Raw genomic sequence first — 21,983 nt, 5'->3', positions numbered from 1 at the left:
GAACCAAGTTTTGAAAGAACCTTACCCACATAAGGTTCTGCTGCAGCAGCAATTTTCTTACCTACTAGAGGAATTGAACAAGATACCTGCCCAGATACTTCAATAACAGTCTTTTCCCCTGAGGCAGTAAGCTTCTGCGTTGCTCGCGCTGAAACGGGCATACCCGAGACCTTAATATCGGAGCTAATCGTTCGGCTACCATCAGCACTTGGAGCAGAAACGGTGTCAGACTGGGTCATCTGAAGGCCTTTAGAAACAAACTTCTGAGCAATATCAGGAACACGGTCAGCTGCAACAGAACGCTTGCTCACAGCAGAAAACGCGCCTGCAGTATCTCCCGAAACTTCGAGACCCTCAAAGCCAATACCCATTTTTTCGCATACAAAACGCGCAAAGTCTTCAGAAGCATATGCCTCAATCACGCGGTCGATAGGGGCATTAACCGTAGTGGTTTCTTGAATTGCCATGAACTGTCCTTCCTAAAAGAGCGAATTGAAAAAGATATTCCTATAACGACAGTAGCATCATAAAAAACTCTTACTATAAAGCTAACCGAAAACCTCGTCCCAGCACGGTTACGTTAACAGGTTTTCGCTATAAAAGAATGACTATGACTCTACCCGTCCTATGAACGGACAATACCTCGAATAACTTGTCTCCAACGGCGAATAAACTTACGCATATCATGACCTGCCTGCACCTGAGCCAAAGAAGCTAATCCCGCAGAGAGATTTTCTGAGGCCTGATCGGCTCCTGGAACACGGCGAGAGCCAAGATACTTCTGCGGATTGTTCAACGCCTCATCAATCTTCTGTGCAAGATCACGCGCATCTATAGCAACAAAAGCTTCACCATTATTTTCCATCACCTGTGAGAACTGAACCTGATGATTATCAACAACCTCATCAAATTCTGCAAGGCGTGGCACCGCAATAGGGATAACACCAACTTCACGCGCATCAAGGATAGACCCTGGGCCACCCTGAACCACAACCACCTTAGCCTCCTCATAAATCTTTAACAGTTCAGAACGAGGCATTCTGTCAATATTTTTTGTTGCGTGTTCGGCACCTTCAGTAAACCCATGCTGAAACAAACAAGTAACCGTCGGATGATTGAGAAGATACGACTCAACCCATTCAACAAGCCGGTCAAACTTGTGATAGTCCGTACCTAAAGACACCACAAGGTCATAACTGACCGGCTGGTTCTGCAACTCATCTGACACATCAGAAGTAGAACCTTGCTGTTGAGGTGAAGGGGTACTCATGTTCTGAGAATCGCTCATGTACATCTCTTTTCACAAACGGAACGAATAAAAATGGTGACAACATTGTGCTAACGGAACAGCGCATCATTACATAATGGCCCCAATATTAACTGACTCTGGAAATGCTTTCTGCTGTTCTTCCCACTGAACGACAAACAAATCGCTCATGGGATAACATAACCGTGCACTCATCGTTGGCATCGTAATACGGTCATAGGCTTCAATAAAAACAGTGCGTATTTTTAAAAGTTTTGCAACCGCAAAAAATGACACCGACACCGCAGCACCAGTACTAATCACCACATCCGGCTTTTCTCGTCGCAAAGTCTTCCATGCGACTTTTAGATTACGAATAGCATTGGGGATATTGCGGGTTGTCGGAAAATACACCCAATCAATCGTCTCTCCTTCAAGAGCAGCCTTGACCTCAGGCAACTCAAAAGTTGCCCAAGTACGTTCATGCTCTTTCCAGAACTTATCGAGAGCAATCAGCTGTGCTAGATGTCCTCCAGCGCTCGCTACAAGTAGTACTTTCATGGTCAATCCTTACAATGGACGGAAAATTTAGGAGGTCAAGAAGACATACAAGAAATGTGCATCGGTGATGTGCTCAGCAACACTGACGAACTCTTCTAAATCATTGACTGAAGTTTCAGGAGTAAGCACTACAACGCAAGCGCCAAGAGCATCCGCTGCAGATAATACTTCTGAAAGTTCTGTGCCACGATCAGTGACTAGTACATTAGGTGTATCTGAGGGAGACAGTTTCTTCTGCGAAAGCAATGAAGCAGGGGAGTCAACAAACGTTAGGCCCTTATCCGCATAAGCTTGACGTAATGTTGCCGCAAAATCGTCAGAAGCACGTGGAACCGAAGAATACAATACGGCACCAGCAATATTGGCTTTGCGGAAATCACCATTGATCACGCCGATAGAGCGGAAAGCACGGCGAGTATCTTCGATATCTTGGGTGTCACGAATGACGAAGACATCTTCTCCCAAAATATCTTCTGCGCGGTCACGATAGTTCACTGTACGTGCACGAGAATCTAATACCCATGCAATGATGGCACCTAACAAAAGACCCGATACCGCGCCGACAAAAATACATTTAATGAACCCTAGATTTGTAGAGTCTTGAGGAACCTTTGCTGAAGTAATAATACGTCCAGCATTAGTGTCGGTAATGCGTACCTGAGCTAAACGTTCTTCTAATGCGGTGCGTGCAGCATCATTACCATTTTTGCCAAGAGCGTTAATCTGCTTTTCAATTCCGGCAGCAACCGTATTAACAGAATCCTGCAACGCATCAGAACGTACCGCAAGGTAGGCCTGTGCTACCGCATTTGCGTACTCTGCTGCGTCTTGTGCAGAAGAAGCTGTTGCCTTGACATCAAAAATAGCGGTGCCAGAGTGCGCAGAAACTTCAATAGATTGACGTAGCTCAGAGACTAAATCATCGTGTGAAGAGCTTAGTGACTTTGCTGCAGCCTCTGCTACCTCACGAGAGCTCGCAACTGAAGCTTCAGTATTGATAGAGACATTACCGTGGCTTGAAGAGCTAGGGTTTGTTGATAGAGGATTGACTAAAACGGTTGCTGAAGCCTCATACTTTGGTGTTGCAATCAGTGAGAATACGCCTGCAATAAAGACACAGACGAGAACCGTTACGCCAATCACCATAGGATGACGTACCATCTTTTTCAGCTGTGCTGATAATGAGACTGTACGAATTGCACGGGCATTAGCTCGGGGCGAATCGACGACTGCTCGACGAGAAGTATTTCTAGCCATAAGTTTCTAGACCTCTTTCTTAGGGGCAAAGTGTTTGCCAACACGAGTTTGTTGTGGACGTTTATTGAAAAGTTTTTCTAATCCCATAGACTTTTTGAAAACTAAAATAGCTGAGCAATATAGTGCTATAGCTATACTGAGATACACCAGCAGAGACCACCACGTAACTCCCAGCCAAATGACCACTAATAGAGCTACCGCTGTGGGTATACCCCCAGCAATACCCATCACCGGTAAAAGCTGTGATAAGGAACTACGGATACCAACGAGGAAAAAGACCTCATACGAAGCAAGAAAAGTATCAACTAAAATAGCTGCCGACCACGCAACGACTGCACCATATAAGCCCCATACAGGAACAAGGGTGAAATTCAGTAGAAGTGAAACGGCCAAGGACGAAAGCTTGTTATAAAGTTGCCAGCGGCTCTTACCGCTCATCAAAAGAACAGACTGAACTCCTCCTGCGGCAATCGCGACCATCATCGCCGGGCAAATCACCCAGAGAACACCTGCGCCAGAAGAAAAACCATGGCCAAAAATCTCCAATAAGAGAGGGCCAAAGAACGCCAACGTGAGATAGAACGGCCAGCTTAATGCGATCAGTGCACGAGTATTGCCGAGGAAAATTTCTTGTGCACGCGGATAATCATTGACGGCTAAAGCTGCGCTGATAGAAGGACCCGTCACAATACGACCAGTATGCTCAACCATGACGCCAACTCGCACCATACGGTTAACCGCACCATACACACCAGAAGCGCCAACTCCGACAAAAGCCGCTACGCAAAGGACGTCAATCCATTCGAGAATAGACTCAACGACAGCAGAAACTCCACGGGCCGAGCTAAAGCTCCAGAAAGAACGAGAAGTCTCTGCGGGTAAAGGATTCTCAACTAACGAATCTTCTTCGGTCGGAAGCGAACGTCGTACAGCAAAAAATGCAACGATAGCGACAACCACTACGGGGATCACCCAAGAGAACGCTAATGCAAGAGCATTACCGGCTACCGTAACTACTAAGAACACCGCGACAATACGTAGCGTTGGAAGCAGAACATTTTGCAAACCGGTAAAGAGAACTACCTGACCTAGGCCTCGTAAGACACCAAAACAGATGGTCATAAAAGTTGCGCAAAGTAGGAAAGCTGCGGTCACGCTGAGCATCATTCGGTAAGATTCAGAGAGCTCAGGCATCAGCCAAGCATAGCCAATTGTCAAAGAACTGATAGCTAAACAAATCGCTACCGATGGAATAGCCGCAAAACGAATAAGAGACGTGATTGCTGAATAACGCCCCGTTGCTTTCTGCGCTGACACCGTACGAACTAAACCAGTATCAGAACCAAACACCGATAACGATGTTCCAATAGCAAAAAGTGCCATGACCTGGAAAAAATCTCCAGCGCCAGAGGTTCCTAAGCTATTAGAAACGATGAGAGTCGCAACAAACGCAGCGCCAGCACCATACATGACAAAAACAGAGGAAATTGCCCCACTTTTAGCAAGAGAAGCCATAACTATAGACCCTCCTCATGCACAATAGAACGCATAATCAGAGCAAGGCAGAGCATCATTGCTGTCATTTGCATGATGTCAAAACTGTAGAAGATAAAAACGCAGATAGCGCATACCGGAACAGAGTGAATCCAAATACCGGCAGCTGAACTTACACCCCATGTGCTTGCGATGGAATAGAGCATAAAGGCCATGAAGAGGAATAACCCGACCAAACCGAAACAGAACATGAGTGCCCACAGGTAGCCTTGAGTGCCCATTGAAACACCAATAGTGACATTCATTCGTGATGTGCCATAGCCAACGAGTGGTGAATCTAAAACAGCTTCCCACGTTGCTTTATAAAGAGCTGCACGCCCACCGGTTGAATCTGAGTACTCTTGACGTCCTAGAATCTGAGCTAATGTTCCTGAAGCAACTAACGCAATAAGAGCGATGATGGCTGCAACCAACCCGTAGAAAGCTACTTTCAAGTTTCCTTCAAGGACATGGCGGAAAATAACATAGCTGACGCATAATGCTAAGCCAATGAACATGCCACGGTTACTGGTAGCGATTGCAGGGAAAAGACCTGCCGCAACGGATAAGCTCAAAATAATTTTTGTACGCCTCTTGGTTGCTGCAGTAATCACTGCCAAAACAACGGGGGTTAAGAAGGTAAAGGCTAGACCCCAACTATTTGCGTAAGGGAAGGGCGCTGACGGACGAATATAAGGTTCTGGGGCACCCCAAGGAAGCTGTACTTCTGCCAATGGTGGTTGCACATAATCACGGACGAGAGGATTATTCAAAAGTCCGCCTGGCATGAGATAACTCATGGGTGTGATAAGACGAAAATCTGGGAAGAATAATGCAAACCACCCTAGAATGACGACGGTGTACCATACCGTGACAAGCCCACCAAGCATTCCCTGAGCCGATATCTTTTCTCGGGCATTGAAAAAGTAAACGCCGTAGACACCAACGTTAAAGATGTTGACGAATCTCAGCCCCCACGCGAGGATATCGCTACCGCCGTGAAGAGAGACAGTACATACAAGACACCAAAATGTGAGTGCAAACCAGAGCCATTGTGTCTTATAGACAAGAATATTCCCGCGAATCATCATATAGGCAACCATGATGAGGGCAAGAACCGTCGGTAGGAACTGCCAAAGGCCCAACGCCCAGATGATAGGGAAACCGTAAAGGAGTGTATATAGAGGCCAGGCTGGAAGATGAGCAAAACTTTGGGTGGAGTAGGGGTCCGGTTGATGTTCGAAACGTGTGCCACCACGAGATTTAAGAAGTGCTAGCGCCATGTTTTATAGCCCCCGACCTGTTTTTTGTACAAAGTCTAATAGAACATGTGCTTTGACTAGACCGGTGGAAACAATATACGCAGCCCACGCTCGAAGTTGAGTGATGTCACGTGAAAGTGTTGCTCGTGCCCAGCGTCGTGCTTGTTGTGAGTTCCCTAGTGCAGCATACGCAAAAGCTACCTGACCGCTGATACGGGCAAGTCCTCGAGGCTGCTGTTCAAATTCAGGGAACTTCTGTAGAAGATAGGTGAGACCGTCTACCATAGACTGCCATTTTCCGGCAAAGAATGAAGGCCTATCCCATAAGACGAGAATGAGAGGGTCTTGGACGCTGAGCACATCAGCATGTTTGGTAGCTCTTAGCAACAAATCATAGTCTTCGCCGTAGGCACTAGGAAGTTGTTCGTCTACAAGACCAATTTTTCCGCCGTCAAGGTCTGCTCTACGGTAGAGCATGGCGGAGGGATGGATCTCGGTAATACGGGAGAGAAGAAAATCTGTGAAGGTTGCTCGCTCAGGTGCTAGCCGTTGTACATCTTCGCCGGCAGTGCGGATTGTAATACCGCTAGAAATGGCGATAGCCTGTGGATTCTCTTCCCAGAGTTGAACTTGGCGAGATATCTTGTTTTTGTACCAGTAATCGTCATCATCGCAGAACCCGATAAGTTCTCCAGAAGCAGCTAATATACCGCTATTACGACCGCCGGCTAAACCTTGTGGACGCTCATTGACAATAGTTTTGAGGGAACGATTTTGCGGAATATGAATATCGGTGAGCGTATCAATTTCTACGTGGTCAAAGACGACAATGACTTCGATATCTCCTGGATAATCTTGCTCCATAATAGAACGCACTGCTGTGCGAAGAAGCTCAGGGCGTGAACCGATAGTTGCGATAACTGCGGAGATAGTTGGAAATGACATGCTCAGACCTCTTTTATACGTCAGCTGGTGTGTTCAGGGACTGGAATTTACGTTTCATAGAAAGCGCGGTAGTGGCAAGGTTTGCGCAGAAAAGGAGGGCATAAACAGCGATAAATGCTGGTGCCCAACCCCAGAGAATGAAAATCCAGCAGAGTGTGCCAGCATCCATGTGTAAGTTGATGAAAGACCTGAGTGCGCCGCCGGCAGGAGGTGCTGCTGTTTTACGGTTGTTGCGTAACTGTTCTGCAAGGATTTGGCTCATGAAGTGCCCAACAGTTTGTAACGTAAACGCAATAGGAATCCACCATAATGCCCATCCGTGTATTGGCCAGTCATCTTGCCAGCGGATGAATGAAATCAGTACGGCAAGGTGAACAGCTGGTACTCGGATGGAATCAACGACGTGATCTAGCCATTCTCCGGCGGGGGAGGATGCTCCGGTGACTCGTGCGACTTGTCCGTCTGCCGAATCGAGGGCGTATCCGAGAGCGAAAAGGATACTGATGCTCAACGCTGTTCCGAAGGTGGGGGGAGCGAAAATTATGAGGATTATTCCTGTGAAGGACCAGAAAGCGCTAATTGCGGTGACTTGGTTGGGGCTGATTCCATATTTGACAGCTGCTGCCGCGAAATACCGTGCAAGGCGACGATTCACCCAACGAGTGTAAGCAGGGACTCCGTGGCCAGGTTTTTGGGCAGATTCTAACGCCGCGAGAGTCTCACGGAAACCTTGCGGAGAAGATGCTGTGTGTTGAGTACTCAAAACGAAAACATACCAATCAAGTCAGTGCAAACCATGGTGTGGAATGCATGGTGTATGAGGAGAAAAACTTCGGCTACATCTGCTAGAGCAGAAGTATTCGGTGACACTAGATAGTATCCTCAAAATCTTGAGAATACTGTGAGATACCAAGCTAAAACGACGTTTGTGGGGCAATATGTACCGAGAAAACATCGTTTAGGTGATGAGTTGCCACGAAATATTTGGTCTTGTTGTGAGATGTATTAAAGCTGAGAAAGCTGGGGTGTGTTCTTTGAGCATTCAAAGAACACACCCCAGCTCACATGAGTTGAGCCCTCAGCTCAACTTATGGTCTCGACTAACCAACACGCAAGGTTGCGGAGAGGTCGAAGGAGACTCGTGCCCACCAGTTGGTGAATCCGTGAGTTTCTACAGCAATAACGTTCTTGCCTTCAATGAGGTCAGAGGCAGGAATCTGAATGATAACTGGGTTATTGATTGCAGACCAGTCAGCAGGAGCTGCAGTAGCTCGAGTCAAAGCGTCAACATAGCCAGAAGGCATATTGTGGCGTTTGACCTCTTTACCATTGACGTACACGATAGCGCCGTCATCCAAACGCATGTTGAGTTCCAAAGATACATAATCCGAGGGATTCTCAATCTGGATTTCCTTGCGGGTGTACATGGATGTGGGCTGCTTGAAGACATTTGAGTTGAGCTCAGTTCTTAGCTGTGCACTGTTCCAACCCATTGGAGCTGTAGCGTTGTACCAACCGGTAACGTCAGTATCAACCTCGCGCCAAGAGTTATTCGCCCAGACTGGGTCTAGAAGAACGTTCCAGCGCTCGCCACGGTTGATAAGGACCTTATCAGTAACAGGTGCCACAGGGTCTACAGGCTCTGGTTTTTCAGGATCTACTGGCTCTGGTTTCTCAGGGTCAACTGGTTCTGGTTTCTCAGGGTCAACTGGCTCTGGCTTCTCAGGATCTACTGGCTCTGGCTTCTCAGGATCTACTGGCTCTGGCTTCTCAGGGTCAACTGGCTCTGGCTTCTCAGGGTCAACTGGCTCTGGCTTCTCAGGGTCAACTGGCTCTGGCTTCTCAGGATCTACTGGCTCTGGCTTCTCAGGGTCAACTACACCGTTACCGAGACCTGCGATAGCCACTGGGGTTGATGCGGAGTAGTTTCCAGCTGCATCAACAGAACGTACAAAGTAGCGAGCGTTATCAGCGTGCTCGACCTCGTAGGTAGTAACGCCAAGACCAACGGTTGCAATAACGCGGTCGTCACGAAGGACTTGGTAGGTGGTCTTGCCATTAGTTTTGCTATCCCAGTTGAGGATATCTTGACCGTTACGAGTCGTTACAGAAAGATTTGCAGGTGTTGCTGGTGGAGTGACGTCACGGGGTGCGTAACGAGCAAAACCAACAGTTTGTTGAACGCCGGAAGCACCAGCACTTCGGTTGATGTCGCCACCAACCCAGAGAACGCCGGTGGAGTCTACGAAGGACTCCCAGATACCGTATCCACTAGCACCGCTGATGATGGGGTTGAACTCTGGAAGAACCGCTCCGGTGTTTGCGTCAAAAGCGTTGACGAGGCGTTCCATGTGGATATTGCTAGATTCATCCCATGGGCGGTCGTGTGTCTGTGCGCCTTCATAAATCCAGTCACCGCAGTGGCATGCAGCGTACACTACGTTGCCACTCTTGTGAAGGTCTTGGAAATCGCCACCAGATTTGGTGATGGCTGCAGAACGACGTGAAAGATCGTTCTTGTTGTATTGCGCAACGAGGTGCTCTGCGCCGCCTGCCCATACTGAGTCATGAGCGTCTTGGACGTCAAACTGGAAACCTTGGTTCTTGTGGTTGCCTTTGTTATATGACAAGCGCCAATCCCAGTCTTGTTTACGGGTACCGTTGTTGTAATCGATGGCTGCGAGTTTCCAGGTACGTTCTGAACCAAGGGTTGAGAAGTATCCTGCTGCATAGACTGCAGAGTTATCGTCAGCTGCGCTGATGCCGTTGACAGTGCCGTTAAAGTTTGGACGCCACTTCCAGTCGACGGAGCCGGTGTTGAGGTCGAAGCGTGCAGCGCTACGGGAATATGCGTATGCGGAAGATCCGGAGCCTTTAACGTGGGTGAAGATACCACCGATGTAGAGGTAACCGTTTTTAGCGTGGATGGTCTTGACCGTGGTTACACCGGAGGAAAGGCGGTTTTGGATATGCCAATCGTAGGTGCGGTCAATCTTTCCGGTAACGGGGTTGAGGATGACGAAGCCATCGACCTTTTCACCGTTGACTTCGGTGAACTCGCCACCAACAGCTAAAGTTCCGTTAGGTAGAGCTTCTACAGCTTTAACCTGCCCGTTGAGCTTGGGGGTGAAAGAACGTACGAGCTCAGCAGTTTTAACGTTGTAGCCAGCGATGAAGGACTGGTTGACAGTTTCTCCACGTGCACTGACAACATTTTTAAAGTCGCCACCGGTGAATACTGTGTCACCGACCTGTGTGATGGCCTGAACGTAGGTGTTCATCTCTGATTTGGTGCCAGTTCCGGTTGCTTCGGATGTGCGCCATTTCATGGCAGATGAGTAGCTATTAGGTAGTTCTACTTTTTGGGAAGCCGCTGCACCGGAATCAGCAATAGCGTTGAGGTTTAGGTCAGCCTGAGTAAGTTTCGGGCGAAGATATACCTGAGTGAATGGTACTGCGTAGGACCCATTGGGTGACCATAGGTAGGAGTTAGGGCTGGTGTTTCCATACACGCGAGGACCAAACTGGAATCCAAGTTTCCAGTTGAACTCTTTAGATGTGCTGAAACGAAGGACATTGTATCGGGTGTTAAAAGTTCCGATGCGTCCTAGAGAGTGGTGGTAGAACCGGTTCCAATCGGTCCAAGAAGGGTTATCAAACTTGATATTTTCCCAGTTTGCAGTTGCCTGGAGCGCCCAAGTCCAGTTTTTAGCTTGAGCTCGTTGAGCAGTAAGCTCCTGCCATTTGGTTCCTTCAGCGTTGGTGCTACGACGGAATCGTACACCATCTGATAGTTCGCTGGGGGACTGCCCGTTAAGGAGCGCATCAACAGTTAGTGAGGGAAGTTGGATAGGGGAGAAGGCGTCAGTGCCGTCAGGGTTTGTCGCTAGCTTTTGGGGGTCTCCTTGTCCAGCGTATTGTTCTGTCCAGCCTTCACGTCCGCGTCCGATGAGAACCCATCCGCCACCATTGGTTTCTTGGTCGCAGTAGAACTGTTCTGGCGCGTCCATCTCTGGGGTATAAAGCCAGTATGTTCCGGAGCGTGAACGGGAGTTATTTTGTTTAATTTCGTAGCACGATGCTGCTGCTTTGTCGCTGGATGAGCCATCTTTAGTGTTCTCCGCCTGTGCCGAGGTGGTGGTGAGGAACGATAGCCCAAGAGCTGCGGTTGCGGCAGAAGCTAAAAGTGCTTGGGATAGTGTTTTCTTCTTCATAGCCTTTAGCAATCTGGGTTGTTCGGGAAATCGTGAGATGCGATTTTCCACTGACCGTTATCTTGTATCAAAGTAAAAATATTGAGTGAACGTTCAGGTGCTGAGGTGTTATTGATAACGTCTCCTACAGCGTTTTTGACCTTAACTTGTGATGAGTCAAGGCATACCTGAAGTATTTTTGCTGGCTGGTCGTTGTATGTACCGTCAGCTATTTTGGGAGTGCCGACGACCTTTGCTGTGCCCTCTTGAGTCCACTGATTATTTGCGAACTCTTCGGCAGCAACGATGAAGCTTTCAGCGGCGCTTCCTGTTGCAACAGAGGTAATTTTCTCTTCAGTGGCTTGGTCGAGAGTTACTGTTGTTGCTGGGGCACTGTCTTCTCCACTTTGTGCAGGGTCTTCTTCTGTTGGTTCAGATGGTTTGACTGTTCCAATATCAGAAAGTACCTGCTGGTAAGAGGTGTAGAGCTTTTCTGTTTCGGCAACGTGTTCTTCTGAAGGTTGTACTTCTTTGGAATGTTGAAGTGACTCTGCTCCAGCATAGTTTTCTTCTAGCTTTTGCTCAGGCTCCTTATGTTTTTGCTCTGTGTTAGCAGGTTTCTGTGTTGAATCTGCTGACGCTTCGTTGTGCTGAGTGGGGGTGTTTTTAGGGTCCTGAGATGCGGATGCGGCAGCAGAGCTATCGGGTGAAGCTTGGTGTTGCTGTTGCGATGATGATGCGCTTTTTGTCTCTGGCTGTTCGCCAGAACATCCGGTCAGTAGAAGGAGAGGAACGAGGGACGCTCCCATGAGCTGCTTAGACGTTAGCCTAGGCAGAGGTGTTCTGTGTGCTCGATGCATTAAAGCCTCTAAAAGGGTAGACAGCAAAGGTTTTTCTCAGTGTGGATACTGAGTGGTGTGGTTTTGCGAGTGATGCGAGTGTTTGCCTATGGACGGGCAAACTTTTTTTATTCTATAGAGTGAACTAGAAAAAAATTGGAATTATTTTGTACCCATAAATGCACCTAGGGGATATATAAAGGTGAAAAAATCCTTTACAAAGTTCAAAAATGCTACAAGTTTTCAAAAATGAACAATATATAGTAGACACTATGTAACTAATATGAAATAAAAAGACGCTCAAGGGTTTAGGTGTTGGATATTTTTTGGTGAGGAAGATAATAGCCAAAAGGTAGGTTTTTGCCCAACAAAAAACACGAGGCGTGTCTTTCTTAGGGAAAGGGAAGAAGATTGAACGCGGCATAAAAGTCCTTGAAGTCCGTGAAGTCCTTATTGAAAGGAAAGGTTGCGCGTTGAACACACAAGGTTGTAAAAACAGCTAAAACTAGCTTGAAACGGATATTTTTGAACCCAAAGAACATCCCAAGAGCTTCTTGATGAGTGAAGTGATAATCCGTCAGCCAGGGGCCTCTCGACCTCGCGGTGATGATCCGTGTTACCGGCGAGTAACCTAGAGCCTGTCTCTTTGGGCAAAAGGCGGCAGTGTAAATCTCCTCTAGATATAAGCAAAACGCACTATGGGTTACGCTACGGTGAGAGTGTTGATAAAAAACCACGTCACGCCAAGAAAACGAATTATGCAATAAAAACAACAATAAAATTAAATAAAAATAATTATTGATAAAACTCAAAGAAAAATATGAGCCACGCACCAAATATAAAAATATCTGAGCAAGTCACCGTTCAGTTAAGAAAAAACAAGACCCAAAACCAAACCTGCAACACCAACGTTCCTATGCGATAATAATAAACAGCTTAAATCCACACTAAACAGCAGAAAGAAGCTCCAATGAGCCTCACGGGACTCACCCTACTTCTTGAAACAGAACCAACCTTCGCTCGTATCGGAGAATATGCGGCGCAAAACCCAGAAAAACGAACCACAGAACTAGCCATCGGCACCGTCGACGGAGCACGTCCCCCACTCATTGCACACATTGCAACGAACCTCCAAAAAACAACACCTCAAGCAACCACTCTCGTCATCACCGCAACAGAACGAGAAGCCGAAGATACACGCCTAGCCCTCGAATCCTTCCTAAAACCAGACAAGATAGCACTCTTCCCAGCATGGGAAACGCTCCCACACGAAAGACTCTCCCCACGCAGTGACACCGTCGGAGAGAGACTCAGCCTCCTTAGAAAACTAAAGACCGAAACACCTCAAGTTATCGTTGCGCCCATCCGCTCCATCATCCAACCCATCGTAGACGGACTCGAAAAAATGGAGCCAGTCACCTTACGCTGCGGAGAAGAACAAAACTTTGAAGACGTCATCCACGCTCTACAAAATGCCGCCTACTCACGAGTGGACCTCGTCTCCAAACGCGGAGAATACGCCGTCCGCGGAGGAATGATAGACCTCTTCTCGCCGACAGCAGAACACCCCGCACGTATAGAATTCTTCGGCGACGAAATCGAAAACATTCGATGGTTCTCCGTTGCAGACCAAAGAACCATCACCTCAAAAGAACACCCACAAACACTCTACGCACCACCTTGCCGCGAACTCCTCATCACCCCCGAAGTCATGAGCAAAGCCGCAAAACTACAAAAAGACTTCCCCGGCGCACGCACTATGCTCGAAAAAATTGCTGGAGGAATCTACGTCGAAGGCATGGAATCACTGACCCCACTACTCGTGGAAAAAATGACCACCTTTATCGACGTCTTACCAACACATTCCATCGCACTCCTCCTCGAACCAGAAAAAATACGCACACGAGCTAGAGACTTAGTCGCCACAAACGACGAATTCCTTCACGCAGCATGGGATAGCGCCGCAGAATCCGAAGAGAACGACGCTGAAAAAGCACCCCTAGACGTCGGACAACACCGAGAAGAATTCAACGAGGGATCATTCCAAAACTTGCAACAAGTGCGCCAACACGCACACAAAAACCACTGCTCATGGTGGTCAATGACAGCCCTAGGCATTGACGACGCCATCGAAAACGACATCGACTCCATCACCTTTAACGCCAGAGAACCGCACTCCTACGCAGGAAAAGTTGAAGAACTCCTCAAAGAACTTCACCAGAAAGTACGTGACGGATGGAGAATCGTTGCTGTAACAGCCGGCAACGGGCCTCTCGACCGCCTCATCGAAGTACTCCACCAAGCTGAAATTCCTGCCACACGTACCGACAGTCTAGAGAACATCCCCGACCCCGGAATAATTGAGCTAACCACCGCTCAAACAGGAAAAGGGTTTATGCTCGACGACGCCAAAATTGGTTTCCTCACTGAAGCCGATATCCTCGGACGAACCAGCAACTACATCATCTCCCGTAGCGGAAATACTAAACTACCTACTCGACGCAGAAAAAATGCTGTAGACCCCCTCGCCCTCAAAGCAGGAGACTATGTTGTTCACGAACAACACGGTATCGGGCAATTTATCGAAATGATACAGCGCCCCATCGCAGGAACAGCGCACAATTCACCACACAAAGCCTCCAAAGAATACCTCGTCCTCGAATATGCGCCCTCCAAACGCGGAGGACCTAAAGACAGACTCTTCGTACCCGCCGACCAACTCGACCAAGTCTCTCACTACGTTGGTTCAGAAGCACCAACATTATCTAAAATGGGAGGCTCTGACTGGGCAAAAACTAAAAGCCGTGCTCGAAAAGCTGTTAAAGAAATCGCTGCAGACCTCATCAAACTTTACTCTGCACGACAAGCCTCAAAAGGACATGCCTTCAGCCCCGATACCCCATGGCAGCGTGAACTCGAAGAAGCCTTCCCCTATAACGAGACACCCGACCAGCTCTCTGCCATCAACGATGTCAAAGCAGATATGGAACGTGAAATACCGATGGACCGCCTCATCTGCGGAGACGTCGGATACGGAAAAACAGAAATTGCCGTCCGAGCAGCCTTTAAAGCAGTACAAGACGGAAAACAAGTGGCAGTACTCGTACCAACCACACTCCTAGCACAACAACATTACGAAACATTCTCACAACGATTCTCTGGATTTCCCGTACGTATACGCGTCCTCTCCCGATTCCAAAAAGCGAAAGAAACAAAAGAAGCACTAGAAGAAATAACGCAAGGCAGCGCCGATATTATTATTGGAACACACCGACTATTCTCACAAAACGTTGAGTTCAAAGACCTCGGGCTCATCATCATTGATGAAGAACAACGCTTCGGTGTAGAACACAAAGAAAAACTCAAACAGCTCAGAACAAACGTTGACGTCCTAGCCATGTCAGCAACACCCATCCCACGAACACTAGAAATGTCACTCACAGGTATTCGTGAAACCTCTACCCTCGCCACTGCACCTGAAGAACGACATCCCGTTCTCACCTACGTGGGCGCTCGCACCAACCAGCAAATCACTGCTGCTATTCGTCGTGAAATTATGCGAGAAGGGCAAGTCTTCTTCGTGCATAATAGGGTTTCTTCCATCGAATCTGTGGCACGAGAACTACAAGAACTTGTTCCCGAAGCACGTATCGCCATCGCTCACGGGCGGATGAGTGAAAGCCGACTCGAACAAATTATTGTTGATTTTTGGGAACGAAAATTTGATGTACTCGTCTGCACCACTATCGTTGAAACCGGTCTAGATATTTCTAATGCGAATACCCTAATCGTCGATCAGGCGCAGAACTATGGCCTATCTCAACTGCATCAGCTACGTGGACGAGTCGGAAGAGGCCGAGAACGAGCCTACGCTTACTTCTTATACCCCCCAGAAAAGCTCCTTGGAACGGTAGCACTAGAACGACTCAAAGCTGTGGCTACACATAATGAGCTTGGCTCCGGTATGCAATTAGCGATGAAAGATCTTGAACTTCGAGGGGCAGGAAACCTCCTTGGCGGAGAACAATCTGGACATATCACAGGAGTCGGCTTCGACCTGTACCTTCGTCTCGTGGGCGAAGCTATCACTCAGTTCCGCTCTGATGGTGAAGAAGAAAAGAATATTGACGTTAAAGTTGATATCCCAGTCAACGCACACTTCCCGCATGAATATATTTCTTCTGAACGTTTACGCCTTGCAGGATACCGACAAATCGCACAAGCTAATAGTGAAGAGGAACTCAACGACATCCGAGAAGAGCTCAAGGACCGTTACGGTGAGCTTCCCGAACCGGTAGAAAACCTTCTCTTAGTGGCATCGTTACGTATTTATGCTCGTTCTTTAGGCGTTCAAGAAATTGTTGTGATGGGAACGAAAGTCCGCTTCTATCCGGTAGATCAACTTGCAGAATCTCGTCAAATGCGTTTAGAGCGTATGTACCCTGATGCAACTTACCGGAAAATTCCAGAGAGTACACATTCTCAGATTCTTCTTCCACGTCCTAAAACTGCACGTGTTGGGGGCAAAGATCTCAGTGACCGTCCACTCATTGACTGGGTTCAGAACTTCCTCAAAGTCATTATTGACCCACAATGAGACTTTAAGGTGGGTGGGGGAGTGACGTTCTAGAAAAATAGCGGTGGGACATAAGAATTTCTCTTATGTCCCACCGCTATTTTTCTTAAGCGTTTAATGGCTCTTCGACGGTGAAGATTAGAGCTGGGTCAAGTCAGTGCCGCTGGTACGCTGAGCAGTATTTGTCTTGGATGGCAAAACATGGAAGACAACGCCCCAGATGCTACCAAGGATGAGTGTTCCTAACGCAAACCAGAATGATCCACCATCAGGGAACGTGTTTAAGCACCATAGACCGGACAAAAAGATAACAAAAAACACCGAGAAGATACTAATATTCTCAAGGTGCTGACCTTGACCAGAGAACTGCGGACCAGACTGTCCACTAGATTCTTTATGGTAGTCGTGCTGGTAGTGTGACATAGAAAAACGTCTTTCTCAATGCAGAAGCGAACGATATGTAATAAGAAGTTAAACCTCAGTATAGATGGTGTAGAAAACTTATGCACATTGTGTGCCTAAGTTTTCTACACCTCTTAAAGATTAATAAGCGCCCTCAACGGCATCTGCAGCACCAATAATGGCGATACCTTGAGAAGCTCCGATACGAGTAGCACCAGCATCAATCATGGCAAGAGCTTGCTCACGTGTACGAATACCGCCAGAAGCCTTAACCCCTATATCAGCACCAACTGTTCGTCGCATCAAAGCGATGTCCTCAACCGTTGCACCTGCTGAAGAGAAACCAGTAGAGGTCTTCACAAAATCAGCGCCAGCTTCGATGGCAGCTTCACAGGCAAGAACTTTCTGCTCATCGTTAAGTTCAGAGGTCTCAATAATGACCTTAACAATTGCCCCACCATCATGAGCAGCCTGAACAACACCACGGATGTCTTCGACCAAAGCCTGACGATTCCCGCTCAGAGCATGAGCAATGTTAATGACCATATCAACTTCGCGAGCGCCAGCTGATACAGCTGTTTGAGTTTCAAAGGCTTTGACCTCTGGTGCAGATGCACCCAAAGGGAACCCAATAACAACACAAGGAACTGCTTCAGATCCGGCTAGTTCTTCGGCGAGGACGCTAACCCATACAGGGTTTGCGCACACTGATGCGAAACCGTGTTCACGAGCTTGTGCGCAGAGTAAACGGACTTGTTCTTCTGTCGCTGAAGAAGCAAGAATCGTGTGATCAATCATGTGCGCTAGTTCAGTGGGGCTTAGCTGTGCAGCTGAACCGCCAGTAGTAGGTGTATTCATCTAAATATTCTCCATGACCGTAAAATATGGGGCACACCACTGCAAGATGACAAGGCGAAACCCAAAAATAAATAATTCTAGACGCCTAAAGCAATCTTCATCGTATGCGCAATACGTTCTAGACGTTCTTGCGCCTGTTGACGTGCTACCACGAGCGCACCATCTTCTTTAGAGACAGGAACAATAACCTCAACATAGCATTTGAGTTTAGGCTCTGTACCTGAAGGGCGAACAATAACTCGTGAATTATCTTCGCTTAAGAACAGTAGACCATCGGTGGGGGGAAGACCCTCATAACCATCTGATAAATCAGCGTGAGTACGTAGTGGTGAATCACCTAAGGTGGGAGGAGTCGTCGTTCGTAGAGAACTCATCATCTGTCCGATACGGCTAAGGTCTTCAACACGAACTGAAATCTGATCGGTAGCGTATACACCGTGTTCTTGGGCGATGCGGTCAAGAACCTCAATGAGAGAAGAACCTTGTTCTTTGAGACGATGAGCATAACGAGCTACGACAAGTGCGGCAGAAATACCGTCTTTATCTTTGACTAAATCTGGGGCAACGCTATAGCCGATAGCTTCTTCATAACCGTAGCTAAGCCCCTCAATGCGAGCAATCCATTTGAAACCGGTGAGGGTTTGATAATGACGGATTCCGTGAGCTTGAGCAATAGCACCTAGCTGACGAGATGAGACAATTGAGTTTGCAAACGTAGCGTTCGTAATGCCTTCTGGTGTTTTGGTGAGCTTCTCGATCATTGCCACACCCAAAAGTGAACCAATTTCATCTCCACGAAGCTGACGCCAAGAATTTTGGTGGGGGTCGTACACTGCGAAAGCTGCACGGTCTGCGTCTGGGTCATTGGCGATGATGAGGTCGGCGTTTTTCTGCTGAGCTAACGTAAAAGCAAGGTCTAAAGCACCGGGTTCTTCTGGATTAGGGAAAGATACTGTTGGAAAATCAGGGTTGGGAACAAATTGTTCCTGCACAGGAAATACCTCAGTAAAACCTGCGTTGTTGAGAACAGAAAGAACGGTCTGCCCACCGACACCGTGCATTGCTGTATATACGATACGTAAGTCGCTGGGTTCTGTTGAGTCTAGATGATTAATTGCTTCAACATATTCTGAGGCGATGTTCTGATCGAGAACTTCCCAACCTTGTTCTGCTAAAACAATTTCTTCATCAACGATATTGGCGATTGCATGAGCAATATCTGCATCATAGGGAGGCACAATTTGAGCTCCACGGCCGTGTTCTGCAACAGCTTGACCGCCAAGATATACCTTATAACCGTTATCTTCGGGTGGGTTGTGAGAAGCTGTGACCATGACACCAACTTCAGCATTAAACTTACGGCAAGCCCACGCTAATACAGGTGTTGGTAGAGCTGAAGGCATCAAGAGTGTGCGGATACCGGCTGCCGTAAAAATTGCGGCGGTTTCTTCTGCAAAAATATCTGAGTTATAGCGTGCATCATAGCCAACAACAGCGGTGATACCAGACCACTTCTCGTGCGTTGAACGCCCGCTCACATACGCGGCAAGACCAGCTGCTGCGCGGCGTACCACCACACGGTTCATACGCATTGGCCCTGCTCCTAAAGCAGCTCGTAACCCCGCAGTGCCAAATTGTAAGGTGCCGCTAAATCTCTCGGCGAGGTCTGTGGCAGCTTGGACGTCACCGTCACGAACTTGCGAGAGTAACTTTTCGAGTTCTTGACGTGTTGTGGCGTCGGGGTCAATGCTCAGCCAATGTTCAGCTTGAGCTAATAGGTCAGAGGACTGATCCATCGAGAAAATCCTTAAAATGACTGTGGAATGAGGAACAAAAGAATTAAATTTTTGCGATGATATCGGCAAGTAAACGCGAGATACGAGGTCCGGCATCGATACCAGCCTGAATCACTTCTTCATGGTTCAAAGCAGTCTCTTGAATACCTGCAGCCATATTCGTGACTAACGAAATACCACAAACTTCTAGTCCCGCAGCTCGAGCAGCAATGGCCTCTAGCGCGGTAGACATACCCACCAAATCAGCTCCCATCGTGCGCATCATGCGAATCTCTGCAGGAGTCTCGTAATGAGGTCCCGGCGCCTGATAATAAACGCCTTCTTGTAAGGAGGGGTCAATATCCTGCGCAATGGCGCGAATACGAGGAGAATACAGGTCGGTTAAATCGACAAAATGAGCACCCGATAGGGGAGAGGTTGCCGTAGCGTTAATGTGGTCACTAATGAGAACTGGCATGCCCGCTGAATATGACGGGTTGAGACCGCCACAACCATTAGTCAGAATCATTGTTTTGACACCTGCCGCTGCTGCACATCGAACTCCGTGAACAACGGCGTCGACTCCACGACCCTCGTAATAGTGTGTTCTAGCGCCAATTACAAGAGCGCGCTGGCCAGAAGGGGTCAAGATAGAAGAAATTGTTCCAGCATGGCCAGCTACACCAGAAGCGTGAAATCCTGGTAACTCTGCTGCGGAAATTGTGTGTGTTGTTTCTCCGATAAGTTGAGCAGCCTCACCCCAGCCTGAGCCGAGGGTTAGAGCAATATCGTGCTGAGCGACTCCGGTCAGCTCACTGATGCGTGTAGCGCTTTGCTGTGCAAGGATGTGTGCAGGGTGCTCTGGGGAAGAAGTAGGCAGAGCAGACGTTAAAGTACTTTTCTCATGTATCACACATGCTAACCTATCAAAATTGCGTTCAAAGGTGGGAAACGTGCACGAAAAAGGCGTAAGAGTTTGAATGAAATTATCTTCTGCATCACAATAGAAGGGTGACTCATACAACAGATTACGCATCACGCACTATTATCATTCTCGGCGGAGGCCCCGGCGGGTACGAAGCCGCACTCGTAGCGTCCTCCCTCGGCGCACAGGTAACGCTTATCGAACGACAAGGATTTGGTGGTTCCGCAGTACTTACCGACGTCGTCCCCTCAAAAACCCTCATCGCCTCAGCCGATATTATGGCATCCCTCGACGAAACAGCAGATCTTGGAATCTGCTTTTCTGAAGAAAAAACAACAGGCAAACCCTACGTCGACCTCAAAACCGTTAACGAACGGCTCCTACGACTTGCCCAACAACAATCAGCAGATATTAAACGATCATTAGAACGAGCCGGAGTCACCATTATCGAAGGCACCGGAAAACTCAAAGACCAACACACCGTAGAAGTCCAAGAAAACAACAACCTGAACTATGAACTACAAGCAGAGTTCATCCTCCTTGCTGTTGGAACACACCCACGAGAACTGCCAACAGCAAAACCCGATGGAGAACGCATCCTCAACTGGACGCAACTATACTCACTCAAAGAACTCCCCGAAGAACTCATTGTTGTCGGCTCCGGAGTCACCGGTGCAGAATTCGCCTCAGCCTACAACCGTCTTGGCTCACACGTTACCCTCATTTCTTCTCGAGACCGCGTACTACCTGGAGAAGATGAAGACGCCGCTGAAGTCCTTGAAAATGTCTTCGACCGCAGAGGGGTTAAAGTCATTCCACGTTCACGAGCTCAAGCCGTTAACTATTCCGAGGACGGAACCAAAGTAATTGTCTCTCTAGCAGACGGACGAAAAGTTCAAGGAACACATTGCCTTATCGCTGTTGGCTCTATTCCTAATACTGAAAATCTTGGACTAGAAAACGCCGGAGTCAAAACCACACAAAGCGGTCATATTATCGTCGATAAAGTATCACGTACCAACATCTCCAGTATCTACGCAGCAGGAGACTGTACCGGCGTCTACCCTCTAGCCTCTGTTGCCGCAATGCAAGGGCGAGTCGCTATGGCACATATGATGGGAGACGCTGTAAAACCGCTACGTACTCACCAAGTTGCCGCCAATATTTTTACCTCACCAGAGATTGCCACCGTTGGTATCACCGAAAAAGAAATTGCTCAAGGAACGTACCGTGCAGATACCATCATGCTATCTCTCTCGACGAACCCACGCGCAAAGATGATGGCAGTCAAAGACGGTTTCATCAAAATTTTCTCACGCCAACATTCTGGAACAGTTCTCGGTGGTGTGGTTGTTGGACCGCGTGCTTCAGAACTCATCTTTCCTCTAGCATTAGCAGTCGATAAAAAATTGCATGTTGATGACCTTGCCGAGACCTTTACCGTATATCCCTCATTGACAGGATCTATCTCGGAAGCTGCTCGAAAACTGCATAAGGCCCTCTAAGTCATTAACGTCGGAGGCAATATATAAGGGGTGGGGTGTTACCAGTACTGGTAACACCCCACCCCATATATGCCGGGGCTGAAGATAATATCGCCCAATAGTAAGC

Annotated in this window: 16 protein-coding genes; 2 read left to right on the top strand and 14 right to left on the bottom strand. The window is 47.9% G+C overall.

The annotated features are described in order from the left end of the window. The 10 genes from ACN08Z_RS07955 to ACN08Z_RS07910 all read right to left on the bottom strand — a co-directional run. A partial coding sequence (locus tag ACN08Z_RS07955) for a DUF2505 domain-containing protein (RefSeq protein WP_419103988.1) occupies positions 1-467 on the bottom strand: 467 nt, incomplete at its 3' end. A 158-nt stretch (positions 468-625) separates the two neighbouring features. Next, a complete protein-coding gene (locus ACN08Z_RS07950) occupies positions 626-1,288 on the bottom strand; it encodes a glycosyltransferase (protein WP_419103987.1) in 663 nt (220 codons plus the stop codon). Between the two features lie 69 nt (positions 1,289-1,357). Next, a complete protein-coding gene (gene pssD, locus ACN08Z_RS07945; protein ID WP_419102093.1) occupies positions 1,358-1,807 on the bottom strand; it encodes a PssD/Cps14F family polysaccharide biosynthesis glycosyltransferase in 450 nt (149 codons plus the stop codon). Between the two features lie 27 nt (positions 1,808-1,834). After that, on the bottom strand, positions 1,835-3,064 hold the full coding sequence (locus ACN08Z_RS07940; protein WP_419103986.1) for a Wzz/FepE/Etk N-terminal domain-containing protein: 1,230 nt from the start codon (positions 3,062-3,064) through the stop codon (positions 1,835-1,837). A 6-nt stretch (positions 3,065-3,070) separates the two neighbouring features. Next, positions 3,071-4,579, bottom strand: coding sequence for a lipopolysaccharide biosynthesis protein (locus ACN08Z_RS07935; protein ID WP_419103985.1), 1,509 nt, complete (start codon positions 4,577-4,579; stop codon positions 3,071-3,073). 2 nt (positions 4,580-4,581) lie between these two features. Continuing rightward, positions 4,582-5,880: an O-antigen ligase family protein gene (locus tag ACN08Z_RS07930; protein ID WP_419103984.1), complete on the bottom strand. Its 1,299-nt coding sequence runs from the start codon at positions 5,878-5,880 to the stop codon at positions 4,582-4,584. A 3-nt stretch (positions 5,881-5,883) separates the two neighbouring features. Continuing rightward, positions 5,884-6,804 (bottom strand): glycosyltransferase family 2 protein, encoded by a 921-nt coding sequence (locus ACN08Z_RS07925; RefSeq protein WP_419103983.1) that lies wholly within the window; start codon positions 6,802-6,804, stop codon positions 5,884-5,886. A gap of 13 nt (positions 6,805-6,817) precedes the next feature. Further along, the gene (locus ACN08Z_RS07920) at positions 6,818-7,567 is read right to left on the bottom strand and encodes a CDP-alcohol phosphatidyltransferase family protein (protein WP_419103982.1); all 750 of its coding nucleotides are present in this window, start codon (positions 7,565-7,567) and stop codon (positions 6,818-6,820) included. A gap of 337 nt (positions 7,568-7,904) precedes the next feature. Further along, positions 7,905-11,018 (bottom strand): fibrinogen-like YCDxxxxGGGW domain-containing protein, encoded by a 3,114-nt coding sequence (locus ACN08Z_RS07915; protein WP_419103981.1) that lies wholly within the window; start codon positions 11,016-11,018, stop codon positions 7,905-7,907. A gap of 5 nt (positions 11,019-11,023) precedes the next feature. Continuing rightward, a complete protein-coding gene (locus ACN08Z_RS07910; RefSeq protein ID WP_419103980.1) occupies positions 11,024-11,806 on the bottom strand; it encodes a hypothetical protein in 783 nt (260 codons plus the stop codon). 1,000 nt (positions 11,807-12,806) lie between these two features. Between ACN08Z_RS07910 and mfd the strand changes: the two genes are divergently transcribed. Beyond that, positions 12,807-16,433, top strand: a complete 3,627-nt coding sequence (gene mfd / locus ACN08Z_RS07905; protein ID WP_419103979.1) for a transcription-repair coupling factor — start codon at positions 12,807-12,809, stop codon at positions 16,431-16,433. A gap of 117 nt (positions 16,434-16,550) precedes the next feature. Here mfd and ACN08Z_RS07900 read toward each other — a convergent pair whose 3' ends face one another. The 4 genes from ACN08Z_RS07900 to ACN08Z_RS07885 all read right to left on the bottom strand — a co-directional run bounded on the left by ACN08Z_RS07900 (position 16,551) and on the right by ACN08Z_RS07885 (position 20,327). Next, positions 16,551-16,835: a hypothetical protein gene (locus tag ACN08Z_RS07900; RefSeq protein WP_419103978.1), complete on the bottom strand. Its 285-nt coding sequence runs from the start codon at positions 16,833-16,835 to the stop codon at positions 16,551-16,553. A gap of 120 nt (positions 16,836-16,955) precedes the next feature. Further along, positions 16,956-17,672 carry a deoxyribose-phosphate aldolase gene (deoC, locus tag ACN08Z_RS07895; protein ID WP_419103977.1) on the bottom strand — a complete coding sequence of 239 codons (717 nt, stop codon included), beginning with the start codon at positions 17,670-17,672 and terminating at the stop codon, positions 16,956-16,958. Between the two features lie 77 nt (positions 17,673-17,749). Continuing rightward, a complete protein-coding gene (locus ACN08Z_RS07890) occupies positions 17,750-19,468 on the bottom strand; it encodes a phospho-sugar mutase (protein ID WP_419103976.1) in 1,719 nt (572 codons plus the stop codon). A 43-nt stretch (positions 19,469-19,511) separates the two neighbouring features. Next, positions 19,512-20,327, bottom strand: coding sequence for a purine-nucleoside phosphorylase (locus ACN08Z_RS07885; RefSeq protein ID WP_419103989.1), 816 nt, complete (start codon positions 20,325-20,327; stop codon positions 19,512-19,514). Between the two features lie 131 nt (positions 20,328-20,458). Here ACN08Z_RS07885 and ACN08Z_RS07880 point away from each other — a divergent pair, with 131 nt between their 5' ends. Next, positions 20,459-21,877, top strand: coding sequence for an NAD(P)H-quinone dehydrogenase (locus tag ACN08Z_RS07880; RefSeq protein WP_419103975.1), 1,419 nt, complete (start codon positions 20,459-20,461; stop codon positions 21,875-21,877). Positions 21,878-21,983: the final 106 nt, after the last annotated feature.

The sequence above is a fragment of the Rothia sp. P7181 genome, assembly GCF_048513015.1.
GTDB lineage: Bacteria > Actinomycetota > Actinomycetes > Actinomycetales > Micrococcaceae > Rothia.
The sequence above is the reverse complement of the archived record's forward strand: the minus strand, read 5'-3'. Positions and strand labels throughout refer to the sequence as shown.

What these genes read in the sequence shown, in the direction of transcription:
- ACN08Z_RS07910 (WP_419103980.1), bottom strand. Translation starts at nt 11,806, where the DNA reads ATGGGAGCGTCCCTCGTTCCTCTCCTTCTACTGACCGGATGTTCTGGC.
- ACN08Z_RS07915 (WP_419103981.1), bottom strand. Translation starts at nt 11,018, where the DNA reads ATGAAGAAGAAAACACTATCCCAAGCACTTTTAGCTTCTGCCGCAACC.
- ACN08Z_RS07950 (WP_419103987.1), bottom strand. Translation starts at nt 1,288, where the DNA reads ATGAGCGATTCTCAGAACATGAGTACCCCTTCACCTCAACAGCAAGGT.
- ACN08Z_RS07890 (WP_419103976.1), bottom strand. Translation starts at nt 19,468, where the DNA reads ATGGATCAGTCCTCTGACCTATTAGCTCAAGCTGAACATTGGCTGAGC.
- mfd (WP_419103979.1), top strand. Translation starts at nt 12,807, where the DNA reads ATGAGCCTCACGGGACTCACCCTACTTCTTGAAACAGAACCAACCTTC.
- deoC (WP_419103977.1), bottom strand. Translation starts at nt 17,672, where the DNA reads ATGAATACACCTACTACTGGCGGTTCAGCTGCACAGCTAAGCCCCACT.
- ACN08Z_RS07935 (WP_419103985.1), bottom strand. Translation starts at nt 4,579, where the DNA reads ATGGCTTCTCTTGCTAAAAGTGGGGCAATTTCCTCTGTTTTTGTCATG.
- ACN08Z_RS07900 (WP_419103978.1), bottom strand. Translation starts at nt 16,835, where the DNA reads ATGTCACACTACCAGCACGACTACCATAAAGAATCTAGTGGACAGTCT.
- ACN08Z_RS07930 (WP_419103984.1), bottom strand. Translation starts at nt 5,880, where the DNA reads ATGGCGCTAGCACTTCTTAAATCTCGTGGTGGCACACGTTTCGAACAT.
- ACN08Z_RS07925 (WP_419103983.1), bottom strand. Translation starts at nt 6,804, where the DNA reads ATGTCATTTCCAACTATCTCCGCAGTTATCGCAACTATCGGTTCACGC.
- pssD (WP_419102093.1), bottom strand. Translation starts at nt 1,807, where the DNA reads ATGAAAGTACTACTTGTAGCGAGCGCTGGAGGACATCTAGCACAGCTG.
- ACN08Z_RS07940 (WP_419103986.1), bottom strand. Translation starts at nt 3,064, where the DNA reads ATGGCTAGAAATACTTCTCGTCGAGCAGTCGTCGATTCGCCCCGAGCT.